This window comes from Chryseobacterium camelliae (genome assembly GCF_002770595.1).
Taxonomy (GTDB): domain Bacteria; phylum Bacteroidota; class Bacteroidia; order Flavobacteriales; family Weeksellaceae; genus Chryseobacterium; species Chryseobacterium camelliae.
On sequence record NZ_CP022986.1, the window covers coordinates 2,202,257 to 2,217,287 of the forward strand.

Sequence of the window (15,031 nt, forward strand, 5' to 3'; positions counted from 1 at the left end):
CTCTCATTTCTGAGAGCTTATCTTATTTTGAAATTATTCTTTGATGAATTTTTTCTGTGCGGTAGTACCGTTATCATCGATGTCGATGACGTATACCCCGTTGATCAGTTTACTTACATCAATCTTGTTGTTCAGAATGATTCCGTTGGAGATCAGCTGTCCGGCAGCGCTATAAATCTTATAATTCGCCTTTTTGCTGATGTTCTTCACATTCAGGATTGAGCTTACCGGGTTAGGGTAAATCATAATCTGAGTCTGATCCAGCGGATTCGGTACAGGAAGCTTGGAAATCCTTACAGTATAATCTTCTACTTCTCCTGTAGCAAAGCTGGTACAGTTTACCGGGATTCCGTCTTTCTGCATCGCCACTCTCATTACTACATATTTGTAATCTGTAAGACTGATGAATGCATCTGCAGGCACGGTAAAGGTTCCGCTTACCGTAGCATCGGCATTAGGACCTGAAACAAGGATTCTTTCATTGATATCGAAATATCCGTTCCTGTTGAAATCGATCCATACTGCCACCCCTGCTTTAGCACCTCCTGCAAGGTTCTTATCAATTGAAATCTGGTTGTTTGCAGAACCCTGGATCAATTCTATGAACTTGGTCGGCACTCCTGTATAATCGGTATAATTGGATGCTGCTGATGCATTTTCCATCTGGTTTTTACCGTTAGGAGTTACGGTAACTTTGGAGATGTAGGCTCCGGTAGAACCTGAAGACGACATCTGGCAATAGATCACCGTAGGTGTGGTAAAGAAGTATGGAGGTGTGTAGGTTCCAGGAGTTCCTGAACATACATTGGCCACCTGCATTTCATATTGTGTCAATTCCGTTAATCCCTGGATGGTATAGGTATTGGTAACTACCGGTACGGTAGTCCAGCTCGGGATACCCACTTTTCTATATCTCAGGATATACGTTGCTCCCGGGAACGGATCCCAAACCACTGTAGCCGTTGTAGGCGTAAGGTTCGTGATAGTTAATCCCGGAGGCGGTAATTCACAGGTTCTTTCGGTAGTGAATACTTTAGGATTCGAATATGGGTTTACAGTAGTTTCTCCGTTACATTTGTTGGCCACCTGAACTTCATAAGTAGTATATGGCGACAGGTTAGTCAGTGTATATGTGTTACCCGGTGTTGTAGGAATGGTGGTTACATCAATCCACTGGGTACTTCCCACTACTCTGTATCTCAATACATAGCTTGAGCTTGCTGCGACCGGCGCCCATGTCACTACTGCTGTAGTTGCCGTAACGTTACTGATGGTAACATTCGGAGGTGTAGGGTCGCAACGTGTGGTAAACGTCTTGATTGCTGTAGGTGTCCCTGCTGTATTGCTGCATACTGCAGAGATCTGTACATCATATGTTGTCGCCGGAGTAAGTCCTGTAATGTTTAACGGGATATTTCCGATCAGCGTAGATGCATATACGTTAGTCCAAGCTGTTGTTCCGGACACCCTGTACTGAACCAGGTAAGTTATATTATTGGTTGCTCCCGTCCATGTAACCGTAGCGGTATTGTGGGTAACCGTAAAGGTTGGTGCTCCAGGTGTTGCAGTACTACAAGGCCTTAATCTAACCGTGTAATCCTCAACTTCACCATTGGTGGCCACCTGACACATTACCGGTGCACTTGAACGCTTAAGCACCACTCTCATGGTAGTCGTAAGCGGACCGTTGTATGCGGTTGCCGGTACATTGAACAATGCCGTTACCGGAGTTGTCGTACTGGATGCAGATGCCATAATTTGCTCTGAAGCTTCAAAAATACCGTTTCTGTTGAAATCGATCCATGCAGAAACTGCATCACTCTGTGTAGCACCGGACCATCCTTTAGCTACAGAAAGTTTGTTCCCTGTGGAACCGATATCCAGTGTTACCAGTGTACTTGGTGTAGTATAACTGATATAGTTGGTCTGTACTGATGTATTCGTCATTGCCGGGATACCCAGGTTGACAGGAGTAACCGTTACGTTGGAAATGAAATCCGTAGTTCCGGTACCGGTCATATTACAATACGTGATCGGTGTTGTCGTGAATGGCAGAGATGATGACCATGTTCCCTGAGTACCGCCGCAGATCGTAGCTACCTGTACCTCATAAGCAGTCTGCTCATTAAGGCCTGTAATGTTGTAGCTGTTACCGTTGATTGGTGCCGGAGAGACATTCCATGCTCCTACCGGGTTGGTCGTTCTCCATCTTACCAGGTACGTAGCACCGGTAGAGGAAATCCATGATACGGTAGCTGTAGTCGCTGCAATATTACTCATCACGATTCCTGTTGGAGGAGCCGTAGTACAAGGCTGGATATCCACAAACTTCACCTGATAGTCTTCAACCTCACCATTGCTGGTAAGCGGTGAACAGGCATCAGTAGGCGTCAGGTAATATACGATAACGCGCATCTTCACTTTGTTACCTCCTGTATAAGCATTGGCAGGCACATTGAATGTAGCTGTAACCGGTGTTGTAGAAGAATAACCGAGGTTCATGATTCTTTCACCGCCAGCAGTGGTTGATGGATTATTATTGAATACTCCGTCACCGTTAAAGTCTATCCATGCATACGTAGAATACGTACCGGACAGGATGGTTCTTCCTACAGATAAAGTATTGTTGGTAGAGTTACGTGCTAATGTAATGGTTTTCGTTACATCATTGGAATAATCCGTATAAGTACTTGGCCCGGAATTATTGGACATTGCCGGAGTATTGGTTCCTGATACGGTTATATTATTGATATAAGCATCGGTAACTGTTGCTGTACCGGAATTACAATAGGTAGAGGCCGGTGTAGTAAAGTTTACTGAAGTTGACCAGGCTCCCGTCGTACCGCTACAAATAGTTGCCACCTGTACTTCATACGTGGTCTGGGCATTCAGGTTAACGATTGTATAAGGATTGGTGGCAGGACTGATCGTTGTCCATGCTCCTGTTCCTGTTCTGTATCTTAAAGTATACGTTGCTCCTGTTGCACTTAACCAAGAAACATTTGCTGATGCAGCTGTAACGTTAGATACTGTAATTGGCGATGGCGCCGCAGAAGTACAAGGCTGCAGATCGACGATCTTAACAGCGTAGTCCTCTATTTCACCATTGGTAATATTTACACAAGGATCATTGATGGTGCTGGTTGAAACAATCACTCTCATTCTCAGGGTTAGCGGACCATTATAAGAGGTTGCCGGAACTGTGAATGTATTGGTAATCGGTGTGGTTGTATTCGCCGTAGACGAAAGCACTCTTTCCGATGTCTCGAAAATACCGTTTCTGTTAAAGTCAATCCACGCTCCTACAGCTAATGAAGATGTGGTAGTGGTTAACCATGATTTGCTTACTGAAATGGTATTGTTTGTTGAGCTGCGTACCAGGGTAACCAGGTTATTGGCATTCGCAGAATAGTTCGTGTAAGAGTTTGCCCCTGTCGTATTACTCATAACATATGAGTTGGTTGGGGTTATCATTACATTGGAAATATATCCGTTGCTGTTATTGCCTGATGTGATGGTACAGTAATTTACTGCCGGAGTGGTAAACTGCGTTGGTGTAGTATAGGTTCCGGTAGTACCTGAACATATATAAGCTACTCTAACTTCATACTGAGTCTGCTCAGTAAGGTTATTAATGGTATAAGAGTTTACTGTCAAAGGAACATTGGTCCATGCAGTAGCGCCTACTTGTCTGTACTGTAATATATAAGTTGCATTGGCAGCAGGATCCCACATTACATACGCTGATGTAGAGGTAATATTAGTTACCGTAAGATTTAATGGGGCGTTTGTTGAACATGCAATCGGTTGTACCAGCTTCACGGCATAGTCCTCAACTTCTCCGTATGTAAAGCTTGTACACATTACAGGCGAGTCGCTGAACTGCAGTACCACTCTCATTTTTGTCGTAGCAGGCCCGTTATACGCACCGGCAGGGACTGAGAATGTTGCGGTAACTGGTGTTGTTGTACTGGCAGCAGAGTTCATCACCTGCTCTGAAGCTTCAAAAGTACCATTTCTGTTAAAGTCAATCCACACACCTACTGCTTCACTATAATTTGTTCCTGTCCAGAATTTGGAAACGGAAACCGTATTGTTAGCAGAACCGATCACAAGATTAACCAATGCACTCGGCGTGTTTGAATAATCTGTATAAGTACTTCCCTGAGAAGTGTTGCTCATTACTGCAGCACCGTTTGGAGTCACTGTTACATTGGAAATATACTCATCGGTAAAATTGCTGGACTGCATTGTACAGTACGTTAAACCTAATGTAGTAAATGTAGTGGAGGCAGAGAAGTTCCCTGTAGTTCCTGAACATACATTAGCAACCTGTACTTCGTATTGAACTCCGTCTGTAAGGCTGGTCAGTATAACAGAGTTTGTCGTTGCCGTTACCTGAGTCCATGTCGTACTTCCTGTCGGACGGTAACGTATGATGTAAGTAGCTCCGGCAGCAGCAGACCATGTCACTGTTGCCTGGGTCTGGGTAATTGCAGATACTGTAACTCCTGTAGGTGCAGCACTTGTACAGACAGCTAAAGCGGCTACTGTTGCATTACCTATGGCATAGAATACATTATTGATTGCACTTACTCTGATCTTAACGGTTGCTCCTACTGTAAGGGCACCAAATGTTAAGGTTTCATTTCCGTCATTGGCTGTGGAAGCTGACAGAACATTCCAGGTAAGTCCGTTATCAGTGGTGTAATCTATTTTAACGTTAGCAGCATTATAAGGTGCTGCGCTGGTATTCACAATATCCCAGGTTACATTGGTTGCGCCGTTATTGTATACGGTAGCAGTAGTAACTTTAAAAGGACCGTCATTGCCTACCACAATCTGCTGATTGGCAAACTGCGTCTGCTGCTGGCTAGCAATCGGGCTGTTATCACGCACCGTTATTCTGAAGTTCGTGGTTCTTGCTACGGTAGAAACAGATTCCCATCCGTTGTTAGAATTGTTTAAAACTCCGGCCAGTACAGAAGATAACTTAGGGAAATATCTTGTAGGACTTGTTGAAGGGGCAATGGATCTGAAAGTTGCACCGGTAGCAGTCGTTCCAAGGTTATTCTTATTAATGGTTACACTTGCATTATCCATTTCTTCCCACGTATACGTCATAGGATCATTTTCCGCATCGGTTGCCGAGGCGGTTAATACAAATGCAGTTCCTTTAGGAATAGTATAGGTAGGTAAAGCAGCAATTACCGGAGGGTTGTTGTTAACTGCCGTTTCAACATCACACGTTTTACTGTTGAGGTTGGTCTGAACCTGAGCGATACTGGCTGCATGGAAATAAGGATCTGAGTGAGGCTGAACATCTGTGTTCGGACCGGTAATCCCCGCATATCCCATGATCGTTGAGCCGGATCCCGGTTCAACATTTACCCCTGTACCTTCAAGGTTATTGGAGAACGTATGGTTAGCTCCCAGCTGGTGGCCCATTTCATGAGCTACATAATCAATATCAAAATTATCACCCTGCGGAATTCCATCGGCAGGAGAAGTGTATCCCGAACCCTTTTGTGTAGCCGTACTACTGGCAGGGTCTATACATACACATCCGATACATCCTGCATTACCCCCTCCTCCGGAAGCACCGAATAAATGCCCGATATCATAATTGGCATTTCCGACATTTGCGGTAAGGGTCTGCTGAAGCTGTACATTCCAGTTGTTCATCTGAGCAGCTGGAGAATACGGATCGGAATTCGGGTCTGTATAAATAACACCCGGGAAGTTTTGTAAATTCAGGTGTAAAGCGAAATCTTTTTCGAAAACACCATTACATCTGGTAAGGGTAGCATTGATTGCCGTTAATGCTCCTGCAACCGTTCCGCCGAAATACTGGGTATATTCACCGGTTACCGACATCGCAAGACGCATGGTCCTGTATTTTTTATCGGACGATTTTGCAAAATCAGTAGTCTGGTTTGCAAATGACTTTCCATTCTGATACAGCTTAGCTATTTCTTTTTTGGAAAGCGCATTTTCATTCATAGAACAAAGGAAGCCTTCTTTGCTTTTATCAGTTTTCGGATGCACACCGTAAACTGTTTTGTCTTTGTCTACCGGCTCGATAAATTCATATCTCCCGTCCTTAATAATCATCGCCTGGAAGTCATTCGGAGCGAGACTGAATCTCAGGTATTTGCTTGGATCATCAATCCCGGCACCTACGTAGGACCCCAATTGATACTGGTCTGCCAGTTCCTTTACGACAACCGGAAAGCTGTACACGGCAAACTTTTCTATTTTCCCATCTAAAGTTGGCAACGATATCGTCACCGCCTTAGCATTTCTGCCGGTCAGCTGTGCGTTTGCCAATTGAGATTTTAATAAGGAAATGTCCAAAGAGTAATAGCCCCTGATGTCGGAGTTCCCTCTTATTTTTTCTCCCCTGAATGTCGTCGGACTCCATTGTGCACTGGTAATCGCAAACAGAAAGAGGAAAAAGAAAGAAGTAAAAATTTTCTTCATAACTTTCTCAATATTATATTAATCGTACAAATCTAATCATTTTTTATTAATATCACATGAGTTCAAGTATTTTTTTTATATAAAACTAATGATAACGTATTTTCCATTCAAAATAAAAAATCCCCGGTTGAAAGCCGGGGATCAGTTACCTTGATGAAGGATTTATTTTTTAATGAACTTAGATTTGAAAAGATCCTTGTCCTTATCTTGAATTGAAATTATGTATCCGCCTTTAATCAGCTCAGCAACATTAATTTTTCCTCCATTAATGGTTCCTTGTTGGATGAGTTGTCCTGTAGCACTATATATTTTAAAGGTAGCCTTATCTGAAACCTTAGTAACATTGAGTACATCAGAAGCAGGGTTAGGATAAATGTTGATTCCATTATTTACACTTACTTCAGATGTTGCAAGCGTACTGGCTATAACTACATTATAATCTTCAGCCTCACCATAACCGATTGCACCACAACCTGCATATGTTGCACCTAGAGATCCGCCAACCTGAGACAACCCTCCATAGAATAAGATAACCCTCATTCTTAAAGGCTGATTGGTAATAGTTGTAGAAGGTATCGTAAATGTCCCAGTAATTGGTCCTGTAGGAAGATTTACCGGATAATTAAATATTCTTTCTGAAGCCTCAAATACACCGTTTTTATTGTAATCAATGAAAACAGCAGCAGTATCATAGTCAGCATTTGTTATAGTCATTGAGAATGTATACGTGCTATTTGCAGTAAGATTTGGTTGAAGTGCAGTATTGCCTGTATAATCCGAATAGGCAGATGGCCCGGATGAATTGGTCATCAACACTGTTCCAGTATTGCTGGTCAAAGTTACATTAGAGATATATTCATATTGTGGTGCACTGTTGGTAACAGCAACTGTACAATATGTAGGGTTAAGCGTTGAGAAAATAGTACTTGCTGAAAAAGATCCCTGAGTTCCACAAACCGAAGCTACCTGTACTTCATATGATGCATTAGAAATAATATTGGTGAGATTTACAGTTGTGGCAGTTGAGGTGGTTTGCTGCCATGTGGTATCCGAAGTTCTCTTATATCGGATAACATAAGAAGTTGCTCCGCTCACAGGCGCCCAGTTTACAGTTCCTCCGGTGTTGGTTATATTATCAACATACACTCCGGTAACTGCATTTCCGCAACCTACCTGAGTGGTTACCATTACTTTTTTTACCGCATAAAATACATTTCCGATGGAGGAAACTCTTACTACTACAAATTGTCCGTTTAACGAAGCCGGCATGTTAATGCTTTCTGTTCCGTCGTTGGCAGTAGTGGCAGTAATGGTCGTCCAGTTCACGCCATTATCTGTTGAATAATCAAGTTTAACATTAGCGGAATTGTAAGGTGCGGCACTGGTATTGGCTACATCCCATGTTAAGGTACTGCTTGCGTTCGAATATAAATAGTTACCTGAGCTTATTCTGAACGGCCCATCCCCGCCAACGGTAATATTCTGCTCTGCAAACTGAGTCTGCTGCTGTGTGGATGTAGCATTGTTATCTCTTACAGTAACAGCAAACTTCATATTTCTAGCGACCTGAGGAACAGACTCCCAGGTATTCAGGGAATTATTCAAAACACCTGCTATAACAGAAGATAATTTAGGAAAATACCTCATTGGGCTGGTTGTTGGCGCTATAGACCTGAATGCAGCTCCATATGTTGTGGTCCCAATATTATTTTTATTGATGGTCTGTGCAGCGGTAAGGCCACTGTCCACTTGTTCCCATGTATAGGTAAGCGGGTCATTCTCGGCATCTGTGGCAGAAGCCGTTAATACAAATGCGGTTCCTTTGGGAATTGTATATGATGGCAATGCTGCAATTACAGGAGGATTATTTGTTATAGTTGTTTCAACATCACAGCTCTTAACATTCAGGTTATTCTGAACCTGGCTGATGCTTGCCTTATGAAAATAGGCATCAGAATTTGCCTGGACATCTGTATTCGCTCCGGTAATACCAGCATACCCCATAATGGTAGATCCTGAGCCTGGTTCAACATTAACCCCAGACCCTTCAATTGCATGAGAAAATGTGTGATTTGCTCCTAACTGATGGCCCAGTTCATGGGCAACATAATCAATATCAAAGGTATCTCCCTGAGGGATTGCATTTGCAGGAGAAGTATAGCCTGATCCTTTACCCTTGGGTACTGCTGTAGAAGGGTTTATACAAACACATCCAATGCATCCTGCATTTCCTCCGCCTCCGGAAGCGCCAAATAAATGTCCAATGTCATAGTTGGCATTTCCAACCAAACTTGTCAGTGTATTCTGCAATTCCAGGTTCCACGCTCCTGCAGCTCCTGTATCTGCATCAGAATATGGGTCTGAAGCAGCGTCCGTAAATATGATATTAGCATAATTCTGCAAATTCAGGTGCAGTGCAAAATCTTTCTCGAAAACACCATTTACTCTTGTCATTGTGGCGTTAATCGCTGCTAAAGCACCTGCAACGGTACCTCCGTGAAAAGTCGTATATTCTCCGGTAACAGACATAACCAGGCGCATGGTCCTGTACTTCTTATCAGACATCTTGGAAAAGTCGGTCGGCTGGTTACTGAAAGACTGGCCCTTTTGAAGAAGCTCTTCTATCTGTTCTTTGGCAGCAGGACTTTCATCTGTACTACAGATAAAGCTTTTTCCACCGGTAGGTTTTGATTTAGCATGAACTTCGTAAATTGTTTTGTCAGCATTAGACGGTTCAATAAATTCATATTCACCTCCCCTGATGATCATAGACTGAAGATTATTTGGCGATACTGAAAATCGCAAAAACTTTGCAGGGTCATCGATACCGACTCCTACATAAGATCCCAGGTGATATTGATCTGCCAGTTCTTTAACTACAACAGGAAAACTGTAGACTGCAAAACGCTCCATTTTCCCTCGCATCGTTGGCAACGAGATTTCAACAGCTTTTGCATTGGGCCCGGTTTCCTGAGCACGCTCAAGTTGCGACCTAATCATATTCAGATCCAACTTGTAATAAACATTGTTTGCAAGAGAAACCTCTGAGGTGTTCCTCTTAGCCGCAGCTGCAGGCGTCCACTGAGCAAGCGCACTACTGCCTATGAGGCTACACAATAAACCAGTAATAAGTTTTTTCATTTAAATTTTTATGAATTATTTATGAATTGTTTTATAACTTCAAATATAAATATTTATGATTTGTTATCAAGAATAAAATCAGACATATTATGTTAAACTTTAAATTATGTTTAAGATTATAACAAATATATTTGATCCGCATCAAACAATTATAATAAATAATAGCTAAAAATCATTACGTTTCATGAAGTGATAAAAAAAGGATTTTCCTCAGAAAACCAGAATGTGTTAATATGAAAAAAGCTTATTAAACCGGAAAACGGATATCAGATTTGATCTACAGTTAAGATTAATCTTTAAAACTTATACGCAATATTCCAGGCAAACCCCATGGTAAATTTGGAGGAGCTTTTCCCGAAACCCGGGACAATCATCGGCTGGATATCATCCTGTTTGGTCGTATAGGCCAGGTATTTAGGCTGAAGGTTTACGTCAATATAAAAATTGGATTCAAAAAGCTGTACGCGGCCGCCTAAAACGCCTTCCAGCCAAAATGAGGACTGGGTTGAAGAAGGGAAAGCTACAGAAGAATTACTCCCTCCAAATCCTCTTACCGGTACGGCCATATATTCCTGGGTATAGAAAGACCCGGCGAGTTTTCCTCCGGCATAAAATCCGTTGAAGGGATTCTCACTATCCTTGGCCAGCATGTAAAATGCACCCAACTTAACGAACGGTCCACTGGCTTTACCGTCATAGCTGTTTTTATTATAGACATTGGATTCAAACCCGGCTTCAGCAACGGCATGGATGTCTCCCTTCACTCGTGATGAAATAAATCCCTGATATACTTTCCGGTCTGAAAAGAAAGAAACGCCGGCATTCAGAAGATCAAAGCCCACCATGAAATTCGGTTCATACTTCCATTTTGCCTTTTCTGTTTTCACAGTATCGGTCTGTTTATTTTGCGACAGGCAAAATAAACTCAGGGTACTAAAAAAGAAGGTAAAGATTAGTTTTGTCTTCATTCTCTATAAAATTTTGACCGGCTTCAAGCTTCACTACCGGATTGGTATTGGTTAATTGTGCGTCCAGGTTTTCGTAGTTCTTTTTGATTCCGCAGCCGGGCGATACATAAGTGGATTTGGTCGTATAACTCACCCTTACTTTGGATTCTGCCCCTTTATCCGATAACCTGAAATAGACATCTGTATACGGAGCATCATCAACCCTCAGAGGAATCAGCCGGGAATTGATATTAGTCTGTTTTCCCAGCTGTACTTTACCCGATCCGTAATCAACTGCCACATACAGCGAATCCAGTGTTCTTGGCAGACCTGTACTTTCTCTTTTAAAGGATACTTTCATTCTTGGGGTACCCTCCCCGCTTTCACAGATATCATCATCCCCTCCACAGGAAAAAACCAGGCCGAGGATAAGGGTCAACAGAAAAATTTTAAGGTATTTCATAGGTATAGGATGGGTTCAAATTTACATCTGTTATTTTTTGATCAGCAAAGCAATATTCTCCACATGATGGGTTTGCGGGAACATGTCTACCGGTAAAATCTTTACTACGGTATATTGTTCTTTCATCAGGGCAAGATCCCTTGCCTGCGTTGCGGAATTACAGCTTACATAAACCACTTTATCCGGCGAAAGCTTTAATATCTGCTCTACCACCTTCTGATGCATACCGTCTCTCGGCGGATCGGTAATCAGGACATCTGCTTTCGGGTGGGTAGCAAGGAATTCATCATTGAAAACATCCTTCATATCTCCGCAATAGAATGTACAGTTGGTAAGGCCATTCAGTTCTGCATGCTCAACGGCTGCATCAATCGCTTCCTGCACGGATTCTATTCCGATCACCTGCTTGGCTTTTCTGGCAACATACTGGGCAATGGTTCCGGTACCGGTGTAAAGGTCATAGACCACTTCATCACCTTTCAGGTCTGCAAACTCCAATGTTTTACGGTAGAGTTCCAGAGCCTGTTTGTAATTGGTCTGAAAGAAAGATTTCGGGCCAATCTTAAACCTGAGACCATCCATCTCTTCCATTAAGAAACCTTCTCCGTGATAGATATGGATATCAAGATCGTAAATGGAATCATTCGGTTTTGGATTGATGGCATACACTAATGTTTTGATCTGAGGGAAAGTTTCCAGCAGGAATTCAAAAAGCTTTTCCCTGTTTTCCTTTTCTTCCCTGTACAGTTGGAAAAGCACCATCCATTCCCCGGCAGAGCTCTGCCTCATCATCAGGGTGCGCAGAAAGCCTTCATGGTTCCTTACATCGAAGAAATCCAGTCCGTTATTGCTGGCATATTCCCTTACAGCCAATCGGATCGTATTGGAAGGATCTTCCTGAAGAAAACACTCTTTCAGGTCCAGGATTTTGCTCCACATCCCGGGGATATGAAAACCAAGCGCATCCCTGCTGCCGAAATTCTCTTCAGAACTGATCTCATACTGGGTAAGCCATCTCGCATTGGAAAAGGAGAATTCCATTTTATTCCTGTAGTAATATTCTTCTGCAGAACCGAGAATAGGAACGGTTTCAAAATCATCGATCCCCCCGATTCTCTTGATATTGTTATATACTTCCTCCTGCTTGAAGTCCAGCTGCTTTTCATAGCTCATGTTCTGCCATTTGCAGCCTCCGCAAACGCCAAAGTGAATGCATTTGGGATCTACCCTGTAAGGCGATTTTTCCAGGATATCCACAGCTTCAGCTTCATAATATTTGGACTTTGATTTTTTCACCCTTGCATTAACCACATCTCCCGGGATTGCGCCGGATACCAATACGGTTTTCCCGTCCTCCGTCTTTCCGATGGCTACTCCTTTTGCTCCTGCATTTAAAAGCTTTATATTTTCGAGGATAATATTCCTGTTTTTCTTCTTTTTCATTCTGATATTTATAACGATGAAACCTCCCGGCTTCGCATTGCAAAAATACAATAAAAAAAACCTTATCCGTAGACAAGGTTTTTAATCTGTTTCTAAATTGATTATTTTGTCTGGGCAGGCTGAGGATTGGCCTGTTGCGGAGCTGCCTGCTGAACTGCGCCGTTATTTCCTACCTGCAGCTGTACTCTCGGGTCTACCCTCGGCGCACTCAGTCCGGTAAGTTTATCCAATAGGGTTACCAGCTCCTGCTCACCTAAGTTTACATAAGGTTTGCTGGCAATCTTACCGTCTTTGTCTACAATAACAAATGATGGCAACCTGAATCCGTAAATACCGTATTTTTTAGCGATGTCTGAATTCAGTCCGCCTTCAGCATAGACATTGACACCATTGATCCCTTTCAACAGAGCATTGCTGGTCTTTACAAACTGGTCTTTGCTGTCATCCATATTCACGAATACGAAATTCATTTTAGATTTGTAAAAATTAACAACCTCTTTCAGTACAGGTACTGTCCCTTCCGCAATATACGGGTTCCATGAAGCATAGAACATCATTAGGTACGGCTTTCCTTTGTTTTCAGAAAGGCTGTATGTTTTTCCGTCCTGTTTTACCAGTGAAGCATCAGGAGCAGCCTCTCCAACCTTAAGCCCCTTCATCGCTAACTGAAGTCTGCTCAGGTCCTGCTTAAGTCCTGAATCTTTAATCTCTTCATCAATGATCTTTCTTACTTTGGCCAGTGACTTATCGGTAAGCATCGGATTCTGAAGATCCGACTGTGTCATCACGAAGGCAAGAAGGTAATCTTTGGTTGCCTGTGGAATATCTTTTTTGTCCTTCAAAAACTGGCTGAACAGTTCAGAAGTCGTAACATCCGTTTTACCTTTGGCTTTAGCTTCAGCATATTTCTGGAAGTCCGGGCTCATTTTAGTCAGGAGATAGCTTCTGTATGCCGGGCTTTCCTTAATCATGTCGTCTTTGTTGGCCTGAAGTTTATCTTCATAATCCGTGAATGCCTTGGTCACTTTGAAAGAAGGATTACCCATCTGCTTATGGCTCATTTCATATTGTGTCATAATGGTAAGCAAAGTACTGGCAATATCATTTTTCTTCCATTCAACCACGCCGTTATCAGGATTGAATTTCTTCACATTCTCATCAATATTTTTATTGATATCTGATTCCACCTTCTGGATGCCTTTCAGGAAGGTTTTCTCATCCTTCATCATCAGGTCATTCATATTGATGGTCTGGGCATAGGTTCCCAGGTATTTCTGGGTCGCGGTAAAAAAATCATTATTTTTTTTAGCATCCCCTGTCACTACAAATTCGGTAGGGAAAGTCATTCCGTTACCTGAAATATCAAGTGTTTCTCCTCCTTTGAGGTAAATTACATTTTGCTTGCCTCCGTAGGAAATTACATACATTCCGCTTTTAGGCGCTTCAAAACTTCCCGAGAAGTTCCCGCTCTTATCCACTCCCATATTTACTGCAGGCAGCATGGAAATATTGGTAGGATCTATGAATTCAATTCTCTCCAATGGAGATCCGCCGGTAATCTTTCCTTTTACTTCAACTTTTTTAGAGCAAGACATCACAAACACTGCGATGATAAACAATAAAAGATATTTTTTCATTTCAATTTTATAATTACGCAAAAATAAGTTTTTCAATATACTCAATACAACTAAAAAATGCTTTTATGAAAGATTTAACTAAAAAAATCGCCATCCTTTAAGGAGACGATTTTCTGTTGTATTGAAAAGATTAATACTATCCTTTATCAATGAAGGCAGCCATATACTCCCGGTTCATTCTGGCGATGTTATCCAGGGAAATTCCTTTAGGACATTCAACCTCGCAGGCTCCGGTATTGGAACAGTTTCCGAATCCTTCCTCATCCATGGCTTTCACCATGTTAAGAACCCTTCTCTTGGCTTCTACCCTACCCTGAGGAAGCAGTGCCAGATGGGAAACCTTAGCACCCACAAATAACATTGCAGATCCGTTTTTACAAGACGCCACACAGGCTCCGCATGAAATACACGCCGCAGCATCCATTGCTTTGTCCGCATCATCTTTAGGAACCGGAATAGCATTCGCATCCAGCGTATTTCCTGAGGTATTCACGGAAACGAAACCTCCTGCAGCCATCACCCGGTCAAAGGCGCTTCTGTCTACAATAAGGTCTTTGATTACCGGGAAAGCAGCGCTTCTCCATGGCTCAATAACGATGGTTTCACCGTCTTTGAACATTCTCATGTGAAGCTGGCAGGTAGTAATTCCCGTATCCGGGCCATGCGCTCTACCATTGATGTACAGGGAGCACATTCCGCAGATCCCCTCACGGCAGTCGTGGTCAAAAGCTACCGGCTCTTTTCCTTCGTTAATTAAATTTTCGTTCAGGATGTCCAGCATTTCCAGAAAAGAGGAATCTGTGGAAACATCCGATATTTTGTAGGTCTCAAACTGACCTTTAGATTTATTATTTTTTTGTCTCCAAATTTTCAGCGTAAGATGTAAGCCTTTTTTTGAACTCATAATGATATATTTA

General features: G+C 42.5%; 7 protein-coding genes. All 7 read right to left on the bottom strand.

Annotated elements, in window-relative coordinates:
* Positions 1–33: 33 nt before the first annotated feature.
* Positions 34–6,483: a GEVED domain-containing protein gene (locus CGB83_RS10120; protein WP_100075689.1), complete on the bottom strand. Its 6,450-nt coding sequence runs from the start codon at positions 6,481–6,483 to the stop codon at positions 34–36.
* A 162-nt stretch (positions 6,484–6,645) separates the two neighbouring features.
* Positions 6,646–9,624 (bottom strand): reprolysin-like metallopeptidase, encoded by a 2,979-nt coding sequence (locus tag CGB83_RS10125; protein WP_100075690.1) that lies wholly within the window; start codon positions 9,622–9,624, stop codon positions 6,646–6,648.
* Positions 9,625–9,920: 296 nt separating this feature from the next.
* Positions 9,921–10,592 carry a DUF6048 family protein gene (locus CGB83_RS10130; protein WP_100075691.1) on the bottom strand — a complete coding sequence of 224 codons (672 nt, stop codon included), beginning with the start codon at positions 10,590–10,592 and terminating at the stop codon, positions 9,921–9,923.
* Positions 10,558–11,034 carry a DUF6452 family protein gene (locus CGB83_RS10135; protein ID WP_100075692.1) on the bottom strand — a complete coding sequence of 159 codons (477 nt, stop codon included), beginning with the start codon at positions 11,032–11,034 and terminating at the stop codon, positions 10,558–10,560. Before CGB83_RS10135 ends, CGB83_RS10130 begins: the two co-directional genes overlap by 35 nt.
* A gap of 30 nt (positions 11,035–11,064) precedes the next feature.
* Positions 11,065–12,477, bottom strand: coding sequence for a 23S rRNA (uracil(1939)-C(5))-methyltransferase RlmD (rlmD, locus tag CGB83_RS10140; protein WP_100077566.1), 1,413 nt, complete (start codon positions 12,475–12,477; stop codon positions 11,065–11,067).
* 101 nt (positions 12,478–12,578) lie between these two features.
* On the bottom strand, positions 12,579–14,114 hold the full coding sequence (locus CGB83_RS10145; protein ID WP_172954697.1) for a TlpA family protein disulfide reductase: 1,536 nt from the start codon (positions 14,112–14,114) through the stop codon (positions 12,579–12,581).
* A gap of 136 nt (positions 14,115–14,250) precedes the next feature.
* Positions 14,251–15,018: a succinate dehydrogenase/fumarate reductase iron-sulfur subunit gene (locus CGB83_RS10150; protein WP_100075693.1), complete on the bottom strand. Its 768-nt coding sequence runs from the start codon at positions 15,016–15,018 to the stop codon at positions 14,251–14,253.
* Between the last annotated feature and the right edge of the window lie 13 nt (positions 15,019–15,031).